Below are 21,250 nucleotides of genomic sequence, written 5' to 3'. Positions count from 1 at the left end.
TTGTCTTGTGTCGCGATCCTTGCGCGCGCCAGAGCCGGATACAAGAGCTTGTGGTGCGACGCGATGGTGACGTAGCGGAGGGTACCGTGCCTTGTCGGCTGCAAACGACGTGGCGCCGAAACCGATTTGGCGTATGATTCCATACCGGATGGCAGATCACCAAATGGCTTTGTTCATCAAGAATGTCGAAGTGGAGCGGTTGGCCCGAGAACTTGCCAAGAGCCGTGGTGTGCCGGTGACCGAAGCGATCCGGCAGAGCCTCGAAAACGAAACTGCTCGCGAACACCTGACTTCTCAGCAAAACGAGTCTGACCTGATCGCGAGGCTGATGGAAATTTCAGAGCAAGCAGGCCGGATACTCATCGGGACCGCCCAATGACCGAAGACGAAGTACTCGGTTACGATGAACTCGAAATACCGAGCAGCTGACGGATACTTCGTCCGCACCGTCGCGCCGCCCCTCATTGCCCTGCCGGGCATTTCTCCCCGTATAGTGACGGGGAGAAAGACGCTCTCATCGCGGACTTCGCCAATCATCACCTTTGCAAAAGGAGCGCCGAGGTCGCGGCAACTCCCTTCTCCCTGTCATTATACGGGGAGAAGGTGCCGGTAGGCGGATGAGCGGCAGCGCCGACCTCTGAAGATAATCGTCAGACTTGCCCGACATCCACTCCTAAACCAGAACCAGCCCCTGCCGCATCGCGATCGCGATGGCGTCCGTACGATTGGCGGCACCAAGCTTGATCAGGATCGCGGCGACATGGAACTTCGCTGTGTGGACGGAGATGTTGAGCCGCCGCGCGATCACCTTGTTGGGCGCCCCTTCGGCCAGCAGCGCCAGCACTTCCGCCTCGCGCGGCGACAGCGCTGGCCGGGCGGCGGCGCCATCGTCGACCGTTTCCTCGCCGAACAACCCGCTATGGCTTCCATCCCCATTGGCCGCGTCACCGCGGTCGAAATCCTCATGCCTATCGGGCATCGAACGCCCTTCGCCGGACACCCGGTAGCCGGCGGCGGCCAGCCTGACGGCAGCGGCGATCAAAGCTGCATCCGTGGCCAACGGCAGCACCGCAAACACCTGGCCTTGCGGCCGGCCCGCGCGGTCCGAAAGCAGTACTTTTGGGGTCGTGCTGCCGCCGACGCCGGCTCGATCGACCGAAGCCGTGCCGTTGGCGACAGCGTCATCGACGATGGCGACATCGGCGACCCCGCCGCCGGCCACGACCGGCAGCAGATCGTCGGCCATGGCAAGCGAAGTCGACAAGCGCTCGGCACGCACGGCATCGCGTAGTGCGATCAGCACCACGAGCTGGCGTTCGCCGCGCGCCACGTCAGGCCTTATCAGCGTGTCGCTTTCCATCCGTCCTCTCAGCTCAGCGGCTTTTCGCCGATCGTCAGCACGACGTCGCGCTGTTCGCCGCCGCGCACGACACCCAGCTTCACCGAAGCACCGGCGCTGTCGGGCCCGAGCCGGCGGATCAGATCTCGCGGACCATGCACAGCCTCGCCGTTCCACGCCACGATGATGTCGCCGAGCGAGAGGCCAGCGGCCTTGGCCGGGCCATTGTCGTCGAGGCTCATCACCATTGCGCCACGCGCGTCGCGGTCGCGTACCGGATGCAGGCCGGCGCCGAGGTAACCACGTGCGACATGACCCTTTTCGCGCAGCGTCGCCACCGCGCGTTCGATCGTCTCATAGGGCATGACCAGCGCGCGGCCACGCGGGCCGAACAGAAGCATGCCGATCAGCGCGCCTTTGGCGTCCAGCACCGGGCCACCCTCGAAGCGGCCGCCGGCACCGACAGCCAGGTTGATGCGCCGGTCGATGGTGCCGCCGCGCATCGAGCGCCAGGCCGGGCCGACTTCGCCGACCGAGCCCGACACGGCCAGCACCGAGCCCTGGCTGCTGCCGACAGCTATGGCGATATTGCCTGGCCGAACGGGGCTGGCTCTATCGAGGACAGGCGCGGTGGCCGCATCCGCGGGCTTCAGCAGGGCGACGCCCGTCGAAGGATCGCGGCCGACCAGTTCGGCCTTCGCCGTCTCGCCGGAGGCCAGTGTCAGTTCGATCTCCTCGCCGGCCTCGACGGCTTCCTCGGCGGTGACGAAATAGCCGTCGCCCCAGTGGAAGGCGCTCGCCGTGCGGTGATGATGCGTGGCGAAGCTTGCCGTTGCCGGCGTCGCCTTGTCGGCGATATCGGCAATGGCATCGGAAAATGCATTCAGATTGAAGTCGCTCATGATGATCTCCTGGGTTTTCTCATGCCCCAGATATCGCTCGGCAGTACGCCAGGAGGTACTCGCCTGACGGCTAGTTGCGGGTTCGACTGGCCATCTGGTCAGGTCGCGGCGGTTCCGGCCGCTCCGCACATATAGTCACGATCAAGCCTGAAAACACGGAGCCCCCATGGCCCTCGCCGCGCCAAAATTCCAACCGGACGAGACATTGCTCGACGCCTATTCGACGACGGTTGCCGACGCGGTCGACCGCATCGGCCCGGCTGTCTGCCGCATCGAGCGCATCGGGGGGCCGGGCGGCCACGGCTCGGGCTTCGTCATCGCGCCTGACGGGTTGGTCGTCACCAATTTCCATGTCGTGGGTGACGCCAGGACGGTACGCGTCTCGATGCCGGACGGCGCCTCCAGCGAAGGCCGCGTGCTCGGCCGCGACCCCGACACCGACATCGCCCTGGTGCGCGCTGACGGCAGCTTCGCCGACGTGGCGCCGCTGGGCGATTCCAAGCGGCTGCGGCGCGGCCAGATCGCGATTGCCATCGGCAATCCGCTGGGCTTCGAATGGACCGTCACCTCCGGCGTCGTCTCGGCGCTCGGCCGCTCGATGCGAGCTTCGACCGGCAGGCTGATCGACGACGTCATCCAGACCGACGCCGCGCTCAACCCCGGCAATTCCGGTGGTCCGCTGGTCTCGTCGGCCGGCGAGGTGATCGGCGTCAACACCGCCATGATCCATGGCGCGCAAGGCATCGCCTTCGCCGTCGCCTCCAACACCGCGAACTTCGTCATTTCCGAGATCATCCGCTTCGGCCGCGTGCGCCGCGCCTTCATTGGCGTCTCCGCCGACACGGTAAACCTGCCGCGGCGCGCGGCTCTCTTGTCGCAGGTCTCGACCAGCACGGCGGTACGGCTGCGCAGCGTCGAGAAGGACGGCCCGGCGGCCAGGGCGGGTCTCAGGGAAGGCGACATCATCGCCGCAATCGACGGCCGCCCGGTGACCGGCGTCGACGACCTCGTGCGCATGCTCGACGCCGAGCGCATCGACCGCGAGACGCTGTGCACCGTGGTGCGCCGCACCGGCGTCAGCCAGGTGGCGGTGACGCCGGTGGCGCGGGCAAGTTGAGGCTGCCGTTCAAGCCCCCGTTGGCGCCTTCCGCATACCGCGCCAGGAATTCCTCGCTGGGCGGGATCGGCTTGATGACGTCGATCAGCACGCCGTTGGGATCCCTGGTGATGAAGTGGCGCTGGCCGAAAGGCTCGTCACGCAGCGTTCGCAGGATAGGCAGGCCGGCAGCAAGGATCCGGTCATGGACCGCATCGGGATCACGGACCTCGAAATTGATCAGCAGCCCGGAGGTCCGCCCCCGCCCCTCCTCGGGAATCGTCTCGTGGTCGCCCTGGACGATGCCGAGATTGACGCGCTTGTTGTCCACCGACTGCAGATGCACGTACCAGTCGCTCTGAAACAACGGCCGGAAACCGAAATGCCTGACATAGAAGGCCGCCGTGCCGGCGACATCTCCGGTCATCAGCACCGGATAGTAGCTCGTCGTCTTCATCTTTCCTTCTCCCGTCAACTAACATACAGTCTGCATGTAAATTGAATTAACATACAGGCTGCATGTATGCAACAGGAATCCGCGCGTCGTTCCAACCGCGATCGCACCGAGACAACGCGCGCCGACCTGATCGCGGCGGCGCGCAAACTGTTCACGGAAAAATCCTATGCCGAGACCGGCACACCGGAGATCGTTGCCGCCGCTGGCGTGACGCGCGGCGCGCTCTACCACCATTTCGCCGACAAGCAGGCGCTTTTCGCCGCCGTGGTCGAACAGGAAGCCGCGGCGGTGGCGCGAGAGATTGACCGCGCCTCCCCGCCTTCGCTCAGCGCCCGCGATGCGCTGATTGCCGGTTCCGATGCCTATCTCACGGCCATGCGCGCGCCCGGCCGCACGAGGCTCTTGCTGCTCGACGGCCCCGCCGTGCTCGGCCGCACCGCCATGGACACGATCGACAACCGCCACAGCAACCGCTCGCTGCGCGAGGGTCTTGTCGCGGCGATGCGGACGCAGTCGATGAAAAGATTGCCGCTCGAAGCGCTGACCGCGCTGCTTGCCGCCGCCTTCGACCGCGCGGCGCTCGCCATCGAGGCCGGTGCGTCAGGCGAAGACTACCGTGCCGTGCTGACGGCGCTGATAGACGGACTGTCGCGCGCCTGAAGTGCCCCCGCGAATGTATCGTGCAGTCATCGCCCGGGTGCGGGGCGACGATGTCGCCATGCGTAAACTTGTCGCCGGCTGCCACTGCCCGACCAGGACATCACGATTGCCGCAAGCCGCGGCTAGTCCGTCCAGCGCCGGAACAATGCGCTGGCGTTCACGCCGCCAAAGCCGAAGCCATTGGAAATCGCGTAATCCATCTCCATCGGCCGGGCGTGGTTTGGGACGAAGTCGATCCCGTCGCTTGCCGGATCGGGGGCGCTCAGATTGAGGGTTGGCGGTGCGACCTGGTCCCTGAGCGCCAGGACCGTGAAGATCGCCCCAAGCCCGCCGGCGGCGCCAAGCAGGTGGCCGGTCGCCGACTTCGTTGCGCTGACGGCTATGCCGAAATCTTCTCCGAAGACCCTTTTGATCGCGGCGATTTCCCCCAAGTCGCCGACTGGCGTGGAGGTCGCGTGCGCGTTGAGGTGGCGGACCTCCCGTGCCGAAATACCGGCTTGGGCAATCGCGATCTCCATGGCCCGGCGCGCACCGTCGCCATCCTCGGGGCCGGAGGTGATGTGATAAGCGTCCGCCGTCGTGCCGTAGCCGGCCAGTTCGGCGAGCGGTTTGGCGCCGCGCGCAAGCGCGTGGCTCAATGCCTCGATGACCAGGATGCCGGCGCCTTCGCCCATGACGAAGCCGTCGCGCGACATGTCGAACGGGCGGGAGGCCTCCTCAGGACGATGATTGAAGGATGTAGAAAGAGAGCGTGCCGCGGCAAAGCCGCCGAGGCTGACCGTATTGATGCAGGCTTCCGTTCCGCCGCAGACCGCGATGTCGGCCTCGTTGGCGCGGATAAGACGCGCCGCATCGCCGATCGCCTGGATGCCGGCCGCGCAGGCCGTCACCGGCGCGCCGAGCGGACCCTTGAACCCATATCGGATCGAAATCTGTCCCGCCGCCATGTTCACCAGGAACGACGGCACGGTGAACGGTGAGAGACGCCGAACACCGCGCTGGTCGACGGTTCGCACAGCTTCGGTGATCGCGGGAAATCCTCCGACACCCGAAGCGATGATCGTCGCGGTGCGGGCCCTGTCATCGTCCGAGACCGGGTTCCACCTGGCCTTGGCAAGCGCCTCTCCCGCAGCCGCCAGCGCGAAGACAATGAAGCGGTCGGCCTTGCGCTGGTCCTTCGGCGCCAGGACGGTGTCTGGATCGAAGCCACCTTCGGGGTCTTCCAGCAAGGAAGGAACCATTCCGCCGACCTTCGCCGGCAGGTCCCCCACCATGTCGTCCGGAAGCTTTCCAAGCCCCGAACGACCGGCCAGCAGGCGCGACCATGACGCTTCGACATTGGCCGCGAGCGGCGTGACCGCTCCCATGCCCGTAACAACGATCCGTCGCATCTATTCTCCTATCACTTGGCCAGCGCGTGCGGCTTTCAAGCCGCGACGGCTTTGCGAACCTGAGCGGTGGCGGCACTCAGAAAAGCCTTCGCGAGATCGGGATCATTGACGGCGCGCGAGAGGACGACCGCGCCGACCATTGTCGAGAGAACGGCCATGGCTTTACCGCCGGGCGCATCGCCGTCCGCCTCGCCAACCCATGAGCCCAGCATCTCGAGGTATTCTCGGATGCCGGCCTCAAATGATGCCTTCACCTCGGCGCCTTGCCTGGCAGCATCCGAGCCAAGCGCAACCACCGGGCAGCCGTCCATCCTTTCCTCGCGATGCCCCGTGCTGAGATAGAAGTCGATCACGGCGCCAAGCGGATCCTCAGGGCTCGCCGCGGCCGCCGCCGACCATCGGTTCGCAGCGCTTTCCAATGCCCGTCTGGACGCCTGCGCGACCAAGTCGTCCTTGGACGCGAACTGCTTGTAGAACCCGCCTTGGGTCAGCCCGGCGCCCTCCATCAGATCCTTGACGCCGATGCCATCGAATCCGCGCTCCCGAAAAAGCCGGCTCGCTACATCGATCACGGTTTGCCGGTTCTGCTCAGCTTGGCTGCGAGTCACACGCATCATTCGTCTCCTTTTTTGATTGCGTTCATAATCTATATCAGTTATAGAGTACGAATGCAATCTATTTTCACAGAAGGCGATGGGCATGAAAAAGAAACTCATTATTGGGCTGGGGAGCGTTCTGGTCGCGGGGCTTGGGGTGGCTGCATTCGTCACGCTTCCCATTCGCACACAGGCAGCCGCCGTCGTGGCTGACCCGAGGCAGGAAGCACCGATCGTCAGACTCGTGACGGCAGTGGCGGTGACAGGATCCGAACGCGGCTTCACGGGTACAATTGCCGCGAGGGTGCAGAGCAATCTTGGGTTTCGCGTACCCGGCAAGATCATCGAGCGCCTTGTAAATGTCGGCGAACAGGTCAAGGCGGGCCAACCGCTGCTGCGGATCGATGATACCGATCTTGCCCTTGCCCTCACCGCCAAGCGCAACGCTGTCGCGGCTGCGCGCGCTGTCCTGGTTCAGACCAGTGCGGACGAGAAGCGCTATGCGGTTCTGGTCAAGAAGGAGTTGGCCGCAACCCCGCAGCGTTACGAGCAGGCGAAGGCAGCACTCGATACCGCGACTGCACAGCTTGCCGCCACCGAAGCGGAAGCGAAGGTCGCGGAAAACGAGGCGGCCTATTCCGTCCTGGACGCGAACGCCGACGGAACCGTCGTCGAAACGCTTGGCGAGCCAGGACAGGTTGTCGCCGCGGGACAGACCGTGGTTCGGATCGCGAACGCCGGCCCCCGTGAGGCGGTGGTCACGCTTCCCGAAACGATCCGGCCGGCGATCGGCTCGGTAGCCGAGGCGGGCTTGTATGGAGGCGATGGGCGGCATTTTACGGCGCATCTCCGGCAGTTGTCGGACGCTGCCGATCCCCAGACTCGTACCTATGAGGCCCGTTATGTGCTCGATGGTGAGGCCGCGGCAGCACCGCTTGGCGCGACGGTAACCATCCGGCTTGCAAGCCAGGCAAGTCAAACGGAAGTCCAGGTGCCGCTCGGAGCCGTGCTGGACGATGGTCAGAAGACCGGCGTTTGGAGTTTGGACGGCGCAACCTCGACCGTACACTTTCGGCCCGTCAAGCTTGTTCGTGTAACCAGCGAAACCGCCGTGATCTCCGGGCTGAGCTCGGGCGATTCGATCGTTTCGCTCGGTGCTCATCTCCTGCAGGAAGGCGCTCGCGTCAGGACTGCCTCTGAAAACAGGAGCAACTGATGAGCCTCAATTTTTCCGCGATCGCCGTTCGCGAGCGAGCCGTCACCCTTTTCTTCATCATTCTGCTCGTCGCCGCCGGCGCCTACGCTTTCCTCATGCTTGGACGTGCGGAGGATCCCAACTTCACCATCAAGACCCTGACGGTCACGACCGTATGGCCGGGCGCGACGGCGCGCGAGATGCAGGACCTCGTCGCCGAACCGTTGGAGAAGCGACTTCAGGAGTTGACCTGGTACGACCGTGTGGAGACGACGACACGGCCAGGCTATGCCTATTTGACGGTCACACTGAAGGACAGCACACCGCCATCCAGCGTGCAGGAGGAATTTTACCAGGCCCGCAAGAAGCTCGGGGATGAAGCCCGCAACCTGCCGCCCGGCGTGCTCGGCCCCTTTGTCAACGACGAATATTCCGATGTGAGTTTCGCTCTTTACGCCCTTAAGGCGAAGGGCTTGCCCATGCGGGAACTCGCCAGGCAGGCCGAGACCATTCGCCAGGACCTTCTGCATGTGCCCGGCGTCAAGAAGATCAACATCCTCGGCGAACGTCCCGAACAGATATTCGTCGAGTTTTCCTATGCCAAGCTGGCAACCCTCGGCGTGTCGGCGCAGGATATCGTCGCTGCCCTGCAGCGGCAGAACACCGTCACACCGGCGGGCTCGATCGACACAGAGGGGCCGCAGGTCTTCATCCGCGTCGACGGCGCCTATGACAGTGTCCAGACGATCGCCGACACGCCGATCGTCGCCGCGGGACGGACGTTGAAGCTCTCCGACATCGCCGTGGTCCGGCGCGGCTACGAGGATCCTGCCACCTACGTCATCCGTCACCAGGGTGAGCCGACCATCATGCTCGCGGCGGTGATGCAGGAGGGCTGGAATGGTCTTGAACTCGGCAAGGCACTGGAGGAGAGGTCAGCAGCGATCGCACAGACGCTGCCTCTCGGAATGACGCTGGCCAAAGTGAGCGATCAGGCCGTCAACATCGGCTCGTCGGTCAACGAGTTCATGATCAAATTCGCGATGGCGCTTGGCGTGGTGCTGCTGGTGAGCCTGCTCAGCCTCGGCTGGCGCGTCGGCATCGTCGTGGCGGCCGCCGTCCCGCTGACGCTCGCCGTCGTGTTTCTCATCATGCTGGAAACCGGCCGGTTCTTCGACCGCATCACGCTCGGTGCCCTCATCCTGGCGCTGGGCCTCCTCGTCGACGACGCCATCATCGCCATCGAGGTGATGGTGGTGAAAATGGAAGAGGGCATGGATCGCATCAAGGCGGCGGCCTATGCATGGAGCCACACCGCGGCGCCGATGCTGTCGGGCACGCTGGTGACGATCGCGGGGTTCCTGCCGGTGGGCTTCGCGCGCTCGACGGCCGGCGAATACGCCGGCAACATCTTCTGGGTCGTGGGGTTCGCCCTCATCGTCTCCTGGGTCGTCGCGGTTTTCTTCACCCCTTATATGGGCGTCAAGATGCTGCCCGCGATCAAACCGGTCGAAGGCGGCGTTCACGCCATATACGACACACCGAACTATCGGCGCCTCCGCCGGCTCATCACCTTTGCCGTGCGCCACAAGTTCGTGACCTGCGCTGCCGTCGGCATCGTCTTCGCGCTTTCGGTTGTCGGCATGAGCGGTCTCAAGCAGCAGTTCTTCCCGACATCCGACCGTCCCGAAGTGCTGGTCGAGGTTCGCCTGCCGGAGGGCACCAGCATCGAGACGACGACCGCCACGGTCGAGAAACTGGAACACTGGCTTGGCGGCCAGCCCGAGGCCAAGATCGTCACGAGCTATGTCGGTCAGGGCGCTCCCCGCTTCTTCTTCGCCATGGCGCCCGAATTGCCTGATCCCGCCTTCGCCAAGATCGTCGTCCTGACACCGGACGCGGACGCGCGCGAGGCCTTGAAGCACAGGCTCCGTGAAGCGGTTGCGACAGGGCTTGCCCCTGAAGCGAACATCCGCGTTACGCAACTCGTGTTCGGACCTTACACGCCGTTCCCGGTCGAGTTCCGGGTCATGGGGCCAGACCCGCGGCAATTGTACATCATCTCCGAAAAAGCTCTCGACATCATGCGCGGCGTACCGGACGTGCGGCAGGCCAATCGCGACTGGGGCAATCGCACGCCGGTACTGCGCTTCATCCCGGATCAGGACCGATTGAACCTTATCGGCCTGTCGCCGGCGGAAGTGGCCCAGCAGCTCCAGTTCCTCCTCACCGGCATCCCGGTCACGCAGGTCCGCGTGGACATCCGCAACGTCCCCATCGTGGCCCGCAGCGCCGGCGGCGAGCGACTGGATCCATCGCGTCTGGCGGATTTCTCGCTGATGAGCCGGGAGGGCCGCCAGATTCCACTCGACCAGATCGGTCACTCCGAAGTTCGTCTGGAAGAACCGATCCTGAAACGCCGCGATCGCACACCCGTCATCACGATCCGCTCGGACATCAATGAGGCGACCCAGCCTCCAGAGGTTTCCAAGCAGATCATGACGGCCCTTCAGCCGCTGATTCAATCCCTGCCTGCCGGCTATCGCATCGAAATGGGTGGATCGATCGAGGAGGCAACCAAGGCCAACACAGCGCTGGGCAAGGTCTTTCCGGCCATGCTCGCCGCCATGCTGATCGTCATCATACTGCAGGTGCGATCCTTCTCGACGATGGCGATGGTCATGCTGACGGCACCTCTCGGTCTCGTTGGCGTCGTACCGATGTTGCTGGCCTTCAACCAGCCTTTCGGATTCAACGCCATCCTGGGCCTGATAGGCCTGGCGGGTATCCTGATGCGCAATACGCTGATCCTGACCGAACAGATCAAGGAGAACCGTGCCGCCGGTCTTGACGACTATCAGGCGGTCATCGAGGCCACGGTGCAACGCACAAGGCCGGTGATCCTGACCGCACTTGCCGCCGTTCTGGCTTTCATCCCCCTCACGCACTCCGTCTTCTGGGGATCGATGGCGTTCACGCTGATCGGCGGCACGGCTGCCGGCACGGTGCTGATCCTGCTGTTCCTCCCTGCACTCTACGTCGCGTGGTTCCGGATCAAGCCGGCCACGGATGACCAGGAGAATTCAACGGAGGAACCGGAAGTGCCGGCAGCAATGGCGGCCGAGTAGGGCTCCGTTGTCGCAGGAGACGGTTCGAATTCTTGCCCGTTGGCTCTGCCTGGACACAGGCCAACGGCACGAACTTGCCGCTTACAGAGGATCGTCCCACGCGAGTCCGGCCGGTTCGCTTCATCAATTCTGGAGACATGCATGAACCGTCCAGTTCGAACACGAACTGATCCCGACGAGATGCGCGCGCGCATCCTGGCTGTGGCGGACGAGCAGTTTCGCCGCCTCGGCACCCATAAGACATCGGTGGCTGATATCGCCTCCGAACTCGGCATGAGCACGGCAAACGTCTATCGTTTCTTCCCCTCCAAGGGTGCGATCATCGAGTCCGTCTGCGGGCGGGTCGTCAACGAGGTCGCCGGGATCGCCTCTGCGATCGCATGCACGAGCGCGCCGGCCCCGGAGAAACTCGACCAACTCCTGACCGCGATGCACCATCACAGCAAGACCACACTGGTCAAGGAAAGGCGCATGCACGAGATGATTGTCGCCGCCATGCAAAACAACTGCGCGATCATCAAGGCGCATACCGAGCGGGTGGTAACGATCCTCGAAGCGATTATCCGCGAGGGCATCCAAACACGGGAATTCAGGGTCGAAGATCCAGTGGAAGCAGCGCGCGCGGTCAAGACCGCCTTCACGCCGTTTTTCCACCCGATTCTGATCGAGCACCGCCTTCGACACGGCGAAGATGACGAAGCTGGCCTGCGCGAGCAGATTCGCTTTATCCTGAAAGGTCTGGGAAAGTCCGACTGAGGCGCGTGCCGTTGGTCCGGCAGGGCTTAGCGATGGGAGGAGACCAGAAGATGGAGGTCGACACATTGGTTTCGCGACGACCAGCAAAGTGGAAGGACATTATCGCGACCGGCTGTGAAGCGTGGAGTTCCCCAACAGTCTCCGAAAGGCAGGTGATCGTGTCCTTGTACGCAGCGGAGAATGCAATGGCGAGGCAACCGAAACCGTCCAATCCCGTTATGGCTGGCTCACCCACCTTGCGGGCTCACATTTGGGATGGACACATGAAAAGGACCTATGAAAAACCGACACTGCGCAAATGCGGAAAATTGACCGCCCGTACGGCGCAGCTCGTGGTTTCCGGGGTGACGCAGATCGAATGATTTTCGGCTGAGTTCCAGGATTCAGCCGCCGGCGTTCGCATCACCGTCGGTGTCCGGCTCCTCTTCGGGCACCTCGCCCGGCTCGAACTCGTTGAAGCAGCCGAGCCCGCGCTTGAACCGGTCGATCAACCAGGCCGCCGCCGGCTTTGGACTGCGATCGTTGCGGTGCATGGCAAACAGGGGCGAACTCACTTCCTTGTAGGGTTCGAGGTCGAGTTCCACCAGGCGGCCGCTGGCCAGGTCGTCGGCGATCAGCCAGCGCGGCAGCCCGCCCCAGCCGAGCCCCTCGCGCATCAGTATGTGCTTGGTGCGCATGTCGGTCAGTCGCCACGTGCGGTAGGCGAAGACGCCGTAATCGCGTCCCTTGGTGCGCTCGGACTGGTCGATCACGACAAGCTGCGTATGCTCGCGCACATCCTCGAGCGCCACCGGCTTCGGCAGCAGGGCCAGCGGATGATTGGGCGCTGCCGCCGGCACCAGCGACATGAAGCCGATGCGCACGAGATGCACGTCGACATCGCCTAGCAGGCCGCCAATGCCGAGATCGGCCTGTCCGCTGACGACAAGATCGGGGATGAGACCGAGCGTGCCGATATACAGGCGCAGCATCACGGTCGGAAACCGCGCCTCGAATGCCTTGAGCACCCGCACCAGCACGGGGGAAGGCAATGATACGTCCACCGCCAGCGCCACCTCGGCCTCCAGCCCGTGATGGTGCCCGTCGACGCGCGAGCGCATGCGCTGCAGCACGCCAATCATGCGCCGCGCGTCTTCCAGCATCGCCCGGCCGATCTCGGTCAGTTGCGGCTCGCGCGTGCCCTCGCGCTCGAAAAGCTTCAGCCCGAGCTGCGCCTCGAGATTGGCGATACCGTAGCTGATGACGGATTGCGCGCGGTTGAGCTTGCGGCCGGCTGCCGAGAAACTGCCGGTATCGGCAACGGCGACAAGGATTTGGAGCTGGTCGAGGGTCGGGTTGGGCTGCATCGTTGTATCTACTTTATGGATGGATCGTATCGAAAATATACCAGTTTATCTGATTGGTCGATGCCCCATATATGGCGGGACAATTCATCCCACTGGAGAGACCCGCTATGTCCATTCTTCTCGTCACCTCGAGCCCGCGCGGCGCTGCCTCGCACTCGACCCGCATCGCCACCGAGTTCGCCCAGAAGCTTCTCGCCGCTGACCCGTCGAACACGCTGGTCGTGCGCGACCTCGTCGCCAACCCGCTGCCGCATATCGATGCCGACTATGCGACCGGCATCTACACGCCGGCCGATGTCCGCACCCCGCGCCAGGCCGAAGTGGTCGGCGTTTCCGATGTCGTGCTTGACGAGCTGTTCGCCGCCGACACGGTGATCCTGGCCACCGGCTTCATCAACTTCAACATCTCCTCGACGTTGAAGTCCTGGGTCGATCACGTCGCCCGCTCCGGCAAGAGCTTTGCCTATGGCGAGAACGGCCCCAAGGGTCTCGTCACCGGCAAGAAGGTCTACATCGTGCTGGCCTCCGGCGGCATCTATTCCGAAGGTGCGGCCGTGCAGTTCGATCACGCCGTCCCCTACCTGCGCAGCGTGCTCGGTTTTATCGGCATGACCGATGTCGACGTCATCCGCATCGAGGGCGTCTCCAAGGGACCTGACGCGGTGGATGCCGCGCTCGCCAAGGCTACGGCCACGGTCGATGCATTGGTTGCCGCCAGCCGTGATGTCGCGGCTGCAGCGTAAGACTCTCGGTCCATGGTTTGTCAAAGGCAGGCGTTCGCGCCTGCTTTTTTCGTTCTAGCCGATCAGATGCCTCAACAGGCTGGCCGAAGCGACCCCGATCAGCACGGTTGGCAGCATGGAAAGCCGTGTCGCGGCGACCAAGGTGATGGCCAATGCCGCGAGATCGGCGGGATTGCGCGACACGAAGGCCGGCGCGATGACAGAGATCAGCACGCAGCCGGGTGCTGCCTCCATCACCGCCGTGGCGCGGGGACTGAGCACGCGGTTGCGCAGCACGACATAGCCGCCGATCCGCGTCAGATAGGTGACGCCGGCCATCAGCACGATGGTGAGAAGGGTCGCTGCGTCGATCATGCATCACCCGCCATCAGCCAGGCCGCGGCCAGCCCCGACACCGCGCCCGCCGCGACATACCAGGCGCCGGGAACGAAGAGATAGACCAGCGCCGCGACGGCCAGGCTGACAAGCCAGGGCCGCGCCGCCGCGACGCCCTTCCACATGCCGCGCATCAGCACCAGGAAGACGGCCGGAAACGCCATGTCGAAACCGTAGGTCTCGACATGGCCCAGCATCGGGCCGAGCAAGGCGCCCAGCGTGGTGAAGGCTACCCAGGTCAGATACATCGCCAGCGCGGCACCCATGTAATAGCGCGGGCTGAAGGCCGGTGCGACACCGGCGGCGGCGCGCTGTTTGGCGTCGGCCAGGCCCAGCGCCCAGCTTTCGTCGCATAGGAAGAACAGCGCCGGAAACACCTTGCGCCGCGGCAGGTCGCGCAGGAACGGCGCGAGCGCCGCTCCCATCAACAGATGGCGGCTGTTGACCAGGAAGGTGATGGCGACGATGAGCAGGATGTGCGGCGGCGACGTCCACAGCTGGACCGCCGCGAATTCCGAGCCGCCGGCGAAGTTCAGCCCCGTCATCATGGACAACTCGACCGTGCTCAGCCCTTTCTGCACGGCCTGGGCGCCAAGCACCAGCGCATAGGGGATGGTGCCGAGCAGCACCGGCGCGCAGGATGCCACGCCACGGCGAAACTCCGATCCCGAACCATTGCCGACCGTCTCGACTGCCTGTGAAATGCTCATACCCTGCCATTGGGCGGCCCCACAGCCGCCCTGCCCTGCGTTTGAAAGTCCCGTGATGTCAGGGGCAAAACATACCTACAGCTCTCCGCAATTTGGTTGCGAAGATTGTTGTCTTTCGTCAGATTCTGGCATTCACTGTTACGAAGCCGCAGGAAAATGGAATTCAACGCCATGAAGCTCGACGACATCGACAAACGCATCCTGCGGGCGTTGCAGCGAGACGGCCGCATGGCCAACAATGATCTGGCCAATGAGGTCGGCCTGTCGCCCTCGCCTTGCCTGCGGCGCGTCAAGCTCCTGGAGGAAGCCGGTATCATCGACCGCTATGTCGCCGTGATCAATCCGGCCAGCATCGGCAAGGGCCTCACCTTCTTCACCCGCATCTGGCTGAAGGCACAGGACGAGGACACGATCGAACATTTCGCCACCGAGGTCGCCAAGCTGCCGCAAGTGATGGAGTGCTATCTCATGCTCGGCGACTGCGACGCCATGGTGCGCGTCGTGGCCGCCGGCATCGATGACTACCGGCGCTTCCAGTCGGAGCATCTCAGCCGCATCAAGGGCGTGCAGAACGTCAAGACCGACGTGCCCAGCCAGACGATCAAATACACATCGGAACTGCCGATCTAGGACAAGCCAGCGCAATCCAAGGGTCTGTATCCGTCAAAGCCCTAACGTCCAGACTGGATAAAAAATGCAACCGGATTGTAGGATGGGCGCTGGTGCCGGCGTCCTTCGGACGCAAGGGCACGGCGAAGCTGGACCGTGCCACCACAAGACCGCGTTCCGGCATGGGAGAAAACCATGAACCATTCCTACCGTTGGGTCATCGTCGCGGCTGGCGCGCTGATGTCCTGTGTCGCCATCGGCACGATGTTTTCGCTGGCGATCTTTCTCGAACCCATGGCGCTCGATACCAATTGGTCGCGCGCGGGCATTTCGAGCGCCATGACACTCAATTTCCTGGTGATGGGCCTTGGCGGTTTCGCCTGGGGTGCCCTGTCCGACCGGTTCGGCGCCCGTATCGTCGTCACGATCGGCGCCGTGCTGCTCGGGCTGGCGCTGGTGCTGGCAAGCCGCGCCGGTTCGCTTCTCACCTTCCAGATCACCTATGGCGTGCTCGTCGGGCTCGCGGCCAGCGCCTTCTTCGCGCCTATGATCGCGCTGACGTCAGGCTGGTTCGACACCAATCGCGGACTGGCCGTATCGCTGGTCTCGGCCGGCATGGGCGTGGCGCCGATGACGATCTCGCCGCTCGCCCGCTGGCTGATCTCCGCCTACGAATGGCGTAGCGCCATGTTCGACATCGGCATCCTGGCCTGGGTGCTTCTGCTGCCCGCCGTGCTTCTGGTGCGCCAGCCGCCGAAGCCTGTCGCCTCGGATGCCGCCGCATCACAAGCCGCCGAAGGCGCCGGCCTCACGGTCGGCCAGGCGCTGCGCTCGCCGCAATTCATCGTGCTGGGGCTGACCTTCTTCGCCTGCTGCGCGGCCCATTCCGGCCCGATCTTCCACATGGTCAGCTACGCCATGCTGTGCGGCGTCGCCCCGATGGCCGCTGTCTCGATCTACAGTGTCGAGGGTCTGGCAGGCCTCGGCGGCAGGCTGCTCTACGGCGTGCTGGCCGACCGGCTCGGGGTGAAGCCGGTGCTGATCGCCGGGCTGGCGATCCAGGCGATCGTCATTGCCGCCTATCTCTCGATCAGCCAGCTCGACCAGTTCTATATGCTGGCCGTCATCTTTGGCGCCACCTATGGCGGCGTCATGCCGCTCTACGCGGTGCTGGCGCGCGAATATTTCGGCCAGCGCATCCTCGGCACCGTATTCGGCGCCGCCACCATGCTCTCCAGCCTCGGCATGGCGCTGGGGCCGCTTGCCGGCGGCATGATCTTCGACGCCTATGCCAGCTACCATTGGCTGTTCATCGGCTCGGCGCTTATCGGCCTGGGTGCCGCGGGCATAGCGATCGCCTTCCCGCCGCTGCCACGCAGGGCGTTGCAGACGGCATAGGCTTCTCCGCGCTGCAATCGTCGCCAGAGGGCAGACGGGCTTGACGGGCGATGGCCGGTCAAGCCACGCCTATCTCGCGGTCACGCCGACTTGAGAACCGTGAACGGCCGCTTTTGAATGGCCCGCTTGGTCTGGAAATTCGCGGCCGGAGCGGGACGGCCGACGTGAAAGCCCTGGACCTTGTCTATGCCGAATTGGCGCATGAGGACCATCTGCTCTTCGGTCTCCACCCCTTCGACCAGAATCTTGTGGCCGCGATTTCTGACCAGCGCGATGATGTCCTGCAGCATCGCCATGCCCTTGGGGGTGCCGCAGTCGTGAAGAAACGAGCGGTCGATCTTGACCGTATCGAAGTCGATGAGACGAAGCCATGAAAGGCCGGCGAAGCCCGTCCCGAAATCATCGAGCCAGATCCTGATCCCGAGCAGCTTCAGGTCACTGATGCAGCGCAGGATGTCGGAATGCATCTCCATCTCCAGCCCCTCGGTGATCTCGAAGGCCAGCCTGTTTCCGGTTACGCCGGTCTCCCCCAGAATGGTCGCGACCGACGTCGCGAAGCCAGGCGTCTTGAGCTGGATCGGCGAGACGTTGACGCTGACGACGCGCACGTGATCCTGCGCCAGGAGTTCGGCGCACACCGTCCTTATTGCCCAGCGCCCGAGCTCAAGGATGGCGCCGGTTCGTTCCGCGACGGGAATGAACAGGCTCGGCGGAACCAGGGTGCCGTCAAGCATCTTGAGGCGCATCAGCGCCTCCACGGCCTCGAACCCGCCCGACGCGACGTCCTGGATGGGTTGGTAGACGAGCGAAACGAGGTCCTGGCCAATGGCGATCTTCAGCAATGCCGCCAGGTTCTCGCTCTCGTCGCTGCTCTGGGGATCGGTCGGATCGAACAGCCGGGCACAGTTTCGGCCGCTGGCCTTTGCAAGATAGAGCGCTCGATCGGCCTCGTGGATGATCTTCTCCAGCTTGGCGGCGGTCTGCTTCCTGGTGAACGCCGCGCCCACGCTCGCCGTCACGATCGAGATGCCATCCCGGCGCAACTCATGCGCGATCGCCAGGTTCTCGATCGTGCGGCAAATGGCTTCCGCCAGATCCGCGACCTCGCCCTTCTTGTCCATGCGGGCCAGGACGATGAATTCCTCGCCGCCATAGCGGCCGATGGAGCCATCATGTTGCTTGATCAGGTCGCTGAGCGCATCGGCGACCTGGATCAGGCAACGGTCGCCTTCCTGATGGCCATAGCAATCGTTGAACTTCTTGAAGAAGTCGACATCGATGAGGATCGCCGCGAAACCGTGGCCAAGCTTTTGCCAGTCGTTCCAATAGTCGCGCAGTTTTTCGTCGATGGCGCGCCGGTTCTCCAGCCCGGTCAGCGGATCCGTCCGCGACAGCCTGAGCAGGGCCTTGCCGCGCTCGGTCGCCTCCTTGTGCTGGATCTTGGCTTCCAGCGCGTTCAGGAAGACGTTGTAGCGTTCTTCGTTCAGCTTCCAGTTAACATAGGACGTGAATGTGAAGCACGAAACGTAGAAAGTGCCGAAGACCATCTTGTATATCAGCGTAGCGGGTAAAAAGTAGTTCACCACATACAAGATGCACAAAATTATCGTCGACGTTATGATCGAGACCTTGAAGCGGAATGTGAAGAAGAGATTGGCACTCATCATGAAAATAGTGCCAAAGACCATATAATAGGCGACGCTTTCCTTGTTCGCGCCCATGGACGCGGGGCAAAGCCAGCCGATATAGCCAAAGATGATGGCCGCGGCGCAGGTTACGTCAAGCCAGTCGGTGGCGGCTCCCCTGCGAAGCTGTGCTTCCAGGACCAACAGTGCAGTCAGTCCGACAGCGAAGCGGGCCGTGATTGTAAGGGCGGCCACGTCGGGTATCAGCAGCAGATCCGATACTGAAAACAAGACGTAGATGACGACGGCGATCCAGAGGCCTGGCCTGGCTTCCTTCCTTCGCTTCGCCTGGGCTTCCGTGCGGTAAAGGGTTCGAAGTTCGGCCGCCCCCAGCTCCTGGCGCGGCGGTTCCGCATCCACCGCATCGGCCACTGCGGATGACGCGCGTTCGTTCACGACAAATCCCGACTGAAGGACATTTCGCGTTCCGAACTCTTTTCCAGCTTCTGCCCCCAACGCAGACCGACTCCTTGGCGCGACACGACTTGCCGCGCGATCAAATGCAATGACGCAGGACAAGTTTCCGTTAACTCGAACCCGGAATCCCGCCCTCAAAAACCCCAAAGAATTGACATGGTTAGCGGGAAATTAATCATATCGATAGAATGCAACGGAGCCGCCGTTGGCAAATCGAGTATTCTACGCAATAAGTTAACTGACTGTTAACTATGGAGCCTTGGTGTGCAAACTGTCTTTGACGGCCAGAGTCTGATTACTGCTGAAGCGATCGCCGGTGGTCTCCGTCGAGGAAAGCCCGAGCATCATGGCGAAGCGTTCGAAACCGCTCGCGCGGAGCTGGCGCTCATCCTCCACGCCACACAGCAACAGGTCGAGCAGCAAAAATTTCCCGCCGAGATCGTTCGCCGCCTGCTGTCGCTTCTCAATGCGCTGCGCGCCAAGGTCCATCCCGACGTTTGGCAGGCGTTGATACCGGTGGCGCAGAACCACCCGATCCAGAAGTACTTTCTGGAGGATCCGCTGACGCATTGGTCCTTCACCAAGCCCAGGGGTTATTCCGGCGACGCGCAGTTGCTCGACTACATCTATTGCGACCCGCATGTTGCCGAGAGCGTCGCAAGCGCCTCGGAGGTCGGCAAGGCGCTTTACAGCCACACCCAGAACGTTCCGTCATGCGTCGCCGCACGCGAGCGCCGCGATCTGCTGACCCGCTATGTCGATGAAACCGCGGCCAGGAACGGACCCGAAACGGAAGTCCTGGCGATCGCTGCCGGCCATCTGCGCGAGGCGAACCGTTCGGCCGCATTGGCCGAGGGCGGCCTCAAGCGCTGGGTCGCGCTCGACCAGGATCCCCAGAGCGTCGGACTGATCGCGCGCGACTTCCAGGGCACCGCGGTCGAGGCCATCGACGGCTCGGTGCGCACTGTGCTCACCAGAGGCCACAAGCTCGGCAAGTTCGACCTCATCTATGCCTCCGGCCTTTACGACTACCTCCAGCACAACGTCGCCGTGAAACTCACCAAGACCTGCCTGCAGATGCTGAAGCCGAACGGGACCTTCCTGTTCGCCAACTACGCCGAGGGCACTCCTGACGCCGGCTACCGGGAAACGTTCATGGACTGGGTGCTGCTGCTGCGGTCGGAGGTCGACATGTGGAACATCATCAACGCCAGCGTCGACCGCAACGCAGTCGACGCGCAGGTCTACTTCGGCGAGAACCGCAACGTGCTTTACGGCGTCATCCACAAGCGTGGATAATACCCGTCTGGATGCAAACCGGCTGACGTAAGACCTCGAGCGCTTCGACCGCGATGCTCGAGGGTTCGGTCCTCTTACGCGCACCCCAGGCTCGCTTCGGGAACGGCATGCCCTAGCCGAAAATCCGCTCGCCCTGTTCGTCGACGAGCTGGATGCCTTTCTTGATCGAGATGTCGACGGCGTCGTCCAGCCCGGCGAAACGGTCGGCGCGGATGAATTTGTGCTCCTTCACAACGCCGTCGACCTCCTTGGAGACGACGCCGCAGGTCTGGTACTGGCCATCAGCCTTGTAGGGCGTGGCGCTGATCGTGAAGCCCTTGTGCTCGACCTGCTTGGCGGGCGCGGCATTTCCAGGCTCGGCCGCTTCGCCGCCACCGCCGCCGCCGAAAAGACGCTTCAAAAAAGACATCGCTCAAATCTCCCTGTCGCCGGCGATCGCGGTTCGCGTGCGATTCACGACGTTGTTCCTCCAGCATGCGCGAATGTGCCGCCGCGTTCCAGTCCCCTGATGAAGACGGAGACCAGGAGCTCGATCTGCTGGCCGATCTCATCGGCCTGGCGGCGGTCGGACCTGGCCGCATAGCCGCTGGTGACGATGCCATGTACGCTTGACCAGAGGGTTCGCGCGGCGATCCGGCGCGTGTCCTCGTCGAGATCGAAGCCGCCATCGGCAAGCACGCTGGCGATGATCTCGAACAGCCGGTCGAGCCGCGCTTCGTAGACGTCGGGCTCGGTCAGCACCGGACGCCGCCTGTTGAAGGCAAGCAGCGCCGGCCAGCTGCCGGGATGCGCCTCGACGAAGCGAACATAGGCGCCTGCCAGTGCCATCAGCCGTTGGCGCACGTCGGTGATACCACGCCTGGCAAGCTCGGCCATCGCCGCGGCGCCCGCGCCCCCCAGCCGGTCGAGCAGGCGCATGTTGACGGCGCGGTGCACCCCGTCCAGATCGGAAAACAGGTTGTAGACCGAGCCGACCGAGATGCCCGCCTGTTCGGCAATGGTCCTGGCCTTCAGATTGTCCCTGCCGCCCTCGTTGAGCAGCACTTCGGCAATGGCCAGCACCCGCTCGCCCGTCTCTTCCTTGTCGAGTGCCATGCTTTCCTTCTGAATGAGCGCGCCTAGCAAATGACCTGCTGTTTTCGACCCGA

21 protein-coding genes are annotated in these 21,250 nt (G+C 63.6%); 10 read left to right on the top strand and 11 right to left on the bottom strand.

Features of this window, described 5'->3' with window-relative positions:
- The first annotated feature begins 163 nt into the window (after positions 1-163).
- Positions 164-379, top strand: coding sequence for a type II toxin-antitoxin system VapB family antitoxin (locus tag FJW04_RS10020; protein ID WP_140713829.1), 216 nt, complete (start codon positions 164-166; stop codon positions 377-379).
- 294 nt (positions 380-673) lie between these two features.
- Here FJW04_RS10020 and FJW04_RS10010 read toward each other — a convergent pair whose 3' ends face one another.
- The gene (locus FJW04_RS10010; RefSeq protein ID WP_140713827.1) at positions 674-1,360 is read right to left on the bottom strand and encodes a helix-turn-helix transcriptional regulator; all 687 of its coding nucleotides are present in this window, start codon (positions 1,358-1,360) and stop codon (positions 674-676) included.
- Positions 1,361-1,368: 8 nt separating this feature from the next.
- Complete coding sequence (locus tag FJW04_RS10005) at positions 1,369-2,241, bottom strand: S1C family serine protease (protein ID WP_140713825.1); 873 nt, start codon at positions 2,239-2,241, stop codon at positions 1,369-1,371.
- A 166-nt stretch (positions 2,242-2,407) separates the two neighbouring features.
- Between FJW04_RS10005 and FJW04_RS10000 the strand changes: the two genes are divergently transcribed.
- Positions 2,408-3,358 (top strand): trypsin-like peptidase domain-containing protein, encoded by a 951-nt coding sequence (locus FJW04_RS10000; protein WP_140713823.1) that lies wholly within the window; start codon positions 2,408-2,410, stop codon positions 3,356-3,358.
- On the opposite strand, the gene FJW04_RS09995 is transcribed toward FJW04_RS10000, so the two are convergent.
- Positions 3,318-3,794: a VOC family protein gene (locus FJW04_RS09995; RefSeq protein ID WP_140713820.1), complete on the bottom strand. Its 477-nt coding sequence runs from the start codon at positions 3,792-3,794 to the stop codon at positions 3,318-3,320. The genes FJW04_RS10000 and FJW04_RS09995 overlap by 41 nt on opposite strands.
- Positions 3,795-3,860: 66 nt before the next feature.
- Here FJW04_RS09995 and FJW04_RS09990 point away from each other — a divergent pair, with 66 nt between their 5' ends.
- On the top strand, positions 3,861-4,454 hold the full coding sequence (locus FJW04_RS09990) for a TetR/AcrR family transcriptional regulator (protein WP_140713818.1): 594 nt from the start codon (positions 3,861-3,863) through the stop codon (positions 4,452-4,454).
- 122 nt (positions 4,455-4,576) lie between these two features.
- On the opposite strand, the gene fabF is transcribed toward FJW04_RS09990, so the two are convergent.
- Both fabF and FJW04_RS09980 read right to left on the bottom strand, forming a co-directional pair.
- Positions 4,577-5,845 (bottom strand): beta-ketoacyl-ACP synthase II, encoded by a 1,269-nt coding sequence (fabF, locus tag FJW04_RS09985; protein WP_140713816.1) that lies wholly within the window; start codon positions 5,843-5,845, stop codon positions 4,577-4,579.
- A 35-nt stretch (positions 5,846-5,880) separates the two neighbouring features.
- Entirely contained in the window at positions 5,881-6,459 is a 579-nt protein-coding gene (locus FJW04_RS09980) for a TetR/AcrR family transcriptional regulator (protein ID WP_140713929.1), read from the bottom strand.
- A gap of 85 nt (positions 6,460-6,544) precedes the next feature.
- On the opposite strand from FJW04_RS09980, the gene FJW04_RS09975 reads away from it, so the two are divergent.
- The 3 genes from FJW04_RS09975 (at position 6,545) to FJW04_RS09965 (ending at position 11,520) form a co-directional block, all read left to right on the top strand.
- Positions 6,545-7,657: an efflux RND transporter periplasmic adaptor subunit gene (locus tag FJW04_RS09975; RefSeq protein ID WP_140713814.1), complete on the top strand. Its 1,113-nt coding sequence runs from the start codon at positions 6,545-6,547 to the stop codon at positions 7,655-7,657.
- The gene (locus tag FJW04_RS09970) at positions 7,657-10,764 is read left to right on the top strand and encodes an efflux RND transporter permease subunit (RefSeq protein WP_140713812.1); all 3,108 of its coding nucleotides are present in this window, start codon (positions 7,657-7,659) and stop codon (positions 10,762-10,764) included. Before FJW04_RS09975 ends, FJW04_RS09970 begins: the two co-directional genes overlap by 1 nt.
- Before the next feature lie 141 nt (positions 10,765-10,905).
- A complete protein-coding gene (locus tag FJW04_RS09965; protein WP_140713810.1) occupies positions 10,906-11,520 on the top strand; it encodes a TetR/AcrR family transcriptional regulator in 615 nt (204 codons plus the stop codon).
- A 383-nt stretch (positions 11,521-11,903) separates the two neighbouring features.
- On the opposite strand, the gene FJW04_RS09960 is transcribed toward FJW04_RS09965, so the two are convergent.
- Positions 11,904-12,866 (bottom strand): LysR family transcriptional regulator, encoded by a 963-nt coding sequence (locus FJW04_RS09960; RefSeq protein ID WP_015316232.1) that lies wholly within the window; start codon positions 12,864-12,866, stop codon positions 11,904-11,906.
- Between the two features lie 107 nt (positions 12,867-12,973).
- Here FJW04_RS09960 and FJW04_RS09955 point away from each other — a divergent pair, with 107 nt between their 5' ends.
- The gene (locus FJW04_RS09955) at positions 12,974-13,609 is read left to right on the top strand and encodes an FMN-dependent NADH-azoreductase (RefSeq protein WP_140713808.1); all 636 of its coding nucleotides are present in this window, start codon (positions 12,974-12,976) and stop codon (positions 13,607-13,609) included.
- 54 nt (positions 13,610-13,663) lie between these two features.
- Here the strand turns inward: FJW04_RS09955 and FJW04_RS09950 are convergent, their stop codons facing one another.
- Together FJW04_RS09950 and FJW04_RS09945 are read right to left on the bottom strand one after the other, a co-directional pair.
- The gene (locus FJW04_RS09950) at positions 13,664-13,963 is read right to left on the bottom strand and encodes an AzlD family protein (protein WP_015316230.1); all 300 of its coding nucleotides are present in this window, start codon (positions 13,961-13,963) and stop codon (positions 13,664-13,666) included.
- Positions 13,960-14,694: an AzlC family ABC transporter permease gene (locus FJW04_RS09945; RefSeq protein WP_140713806.1), complete on the bottom strand. Its 735-nt coding sequence runs from the start codon at positions 14,692-14,694 to the stop codon at positions 13,960-13,962. Before FJW04_RS09945 ends, FJW04_RS09950 begins: the two co-directional genes overlap by 4 nt.
- Before the next feature lie 171 nt (positions 14,695-14,865).
- Between FJW04_RS09945 and FJW04_RS09940 the strand changes: the two genes are divergently transcribed.
- Both FJW04_RS09940 and FJW04_RS09935 read left to right on the top strand, forming a co-directional pair.
- A complete protein-coding gene (locus tag FJW04_RS09940; RefSeq protein ID WP_015316228.1) occupies positions 14,866-15,324 on the top strand; it encodes an Lrp/AsnC family transcriptional regulator in 459 nt (152 codons plus the stop codon).
- Positions 15,325-15,498: 174 nt separating this feature from the next.
- Entirely contained in the window at positions 15,499-16,701 is a 1,203-nt protein-coding gene (locus FJW04_RS09935) for an MFS transporter (RefSeq protein WP_140713804.1), read from the top strand.
- Between the two features lie 80 nt (positions 16,702-16,781).
- Here FJW04_RS09935 and FJW04_RS09930 read toward each other — a convergent pair whose 3' ends face one another.
- On the bottom strand, positions 16,782-18,782 hold the full coding sequence (locus FJW04_RS09930; RefSeq protein WP_051041256.1) for an EAL domain-containing protein: 2,001 nt from the start codon (positions 18,780-18,782) through the stop codon (positions 16,782-16,784).
- Positions 18,783-19,067: 285 nt separating this feature from the next.
- Between FJW04_RS09930 and FJW04_RS09925 the strand changes: the two genes are divergently transcribed.
- A complete protein-coding gene (locus FJW04_RS09925) occupies positions 19,068-20,102 on the top strand; it encodes a class I SAM-dependent methyltransferase (protein ID WP_015316225.1) in 1,035 nt (344 codons plus the stop codon).
- A 112-nt stretch (positions 20,103-20,214) separates the two neighbouring features.
- Here FJW04_RS09925 and FJW04_RS09920 read toward each other — a convergent pair whose 3' ends face one another.
- A complete protein-coding gene (locus FJW04_RS09920; protein ID WP_015316224.1) occupies positions 20,215-20,511 on the bottom strand; it encodes an HlyU family transcriptional regulator in 297 nt (98 codons plus the stop codon).
- A 44-nt stretch (positions 20,512-20,555) separates the two neighbouring features.
- Entirely contained in the window at positions 20,556-21,197 is a 642-nt protein-coding gene (locus FJW04_RS09915) for a TetR/AcrR family transcriptional regulator (RefSeq protein WP_140713802.1), read from the bottom strand.
- Between the last annotated feature and the right edge of the window lie 53 nt (positions 21,198-21,250).

The sequence above is a fragment of the Mesorhizobium sp. B2-7-3 genome (genome assembly GCF_006440715.1).
Taxonomy (GTDB): domain Bacteria; phylum Pseudomonadota; class Alphaproteobacteria; order Rhizobiales; family Rhizobiaceae; genus Mesorhizobium; species Mesorhizobium australicum.
The sequence above is the reverse complement of the archived record's forward strand: the minus strand, read 5'-3'. Positions and strand labels throughout refer to the sequence as shown.

Coding starts and splice junctions, on each gene's coding strand:
- FJW04_RS09965 (WP_140713810.1), top strand. CDS start 10,906: ATGAACCGTCCAGTTCGAACACGAACTGATCCCGACGAGATGCGCGCG.
- FJW04_RS09970 (WP_140713812.1), top strand. CDS start 7,657: ATGAGCCTCAATTTTTCCGCGATCGCCGTTCGCGAGCGAGCCGTCACC.
- FJW04_RS09960 (WP_015316232.1), bottom strand. CDS start 12,866: ATGCAGCCCAACCCGACCCTCGACCAGCTCCAAATCCTTGTCGCCGTT.
- fabF (WP_140713816.1), bottom strand. CDS start 5,845: ATGCGACGGATCGTTGTTACGGGCATGGGAGCGGTCACGCCGCTCGCG.
- FJW04_RS09995 (WP_140713820.1), bottom strand. CDS start 3,794: ATGAAGACGACGAGCTACTATCCGGTGCTGATGACCGGAGATGTCGCC.
- FJW04_RS09945 (WP_140713806.1), bottom strand. CDS start 14,694: ATGAGCATTTCACAGGCAGTCGAGACGGTCGGCAATGGTTCGGGATCG.
- FJW04_RS09935 (WP_140713804.1), top strand. CDS start 15,499: ATGAACCATTCCTACCGTTGGGTCATCGTCGCGGCTGGCGCGCTGATG.
- FJW04_RS09990 (WP_140713818.1), top strand. CDS start 3,861: ATGCAACAGGAATCCGCGCGTCGTTCCAACCGCGATCGCACCGAGACA.
- FJW04_RS10020 (WP_140713829.1), top strand. CDS start 164: ATGGCTTTGTTCATCAAGAATGTCGAAGTGGAGCGGTTGGCCCGAGAA.
- FJW04_RS09955 (WP_140713808.1), top strand. CDS start 12,974: ATGTCCATTCTTCTCGTCACCTCGAGCCCGCGCGGCGCTGCCTCGCAC.
- FJW04_RS09920 (WP_015316224.1), bottom strand. CDS start 20,511: ATGTCTTTTTTGAAGCGTCTTTTCGGCGGCGGCGGTGGCGGCGAAGCG.
- FJW04_RS10010 (WP_140713827.1), bottom strand. CDS start 1,360: ATGGAAAGCGACACGCTGATAAGGCCTGACGTGGCGCGCGGCGAACGC.
- FJW04_RS09915 (WP_140713802.1), bottom strand. CDS start 21,197: ATGGCACTCGACAAGGAAGAGACGGGCGAGCGGGTGCTGGCCATTGCC.
- FJW04_RS09980 (WP_140713929.1), bottom strand. CDS start 6,459: ATGCGTGTGACTCGCAGCCAAGCTGAGCAGAACCGGCAAACCGTGATC.
- FJW04_RS10005 (WP_140713825.1), bottom strand. CDS start 2,241: ATGAGCGACTTCAATCTGAATGCATTTTCCGATGCCATTGCCGATATC.
- FJW04_RS09975 (WP_140713814.1), top strand. CDS start 6,545: ATGAAAAAGAAACTCATTATTGGGCTGGGGAGCGTTCTGGTCGCGGGG.
- FJW04_RS10000 (WP_140713823.1), top strand. CDS start 2,408: ATGGCCCTCGCCGCGCCAAAATTCCAACCGGACGAGACATTGCTCGAC.
- FJW04_RS09940 (WP_015316228.1), top strand. CDS start 14,866: ATGAAGCTCGACGACATCGACAAACGCATCCTGCGGGCGTTGCAGCGA.
- FJW04_RS09950 (WP_015316230.1), bottom strand. CDS start 13,963: ATGATCGACGCAGCGACCCTTCTCACCATCGTGCTGATGGCCGGCGTC.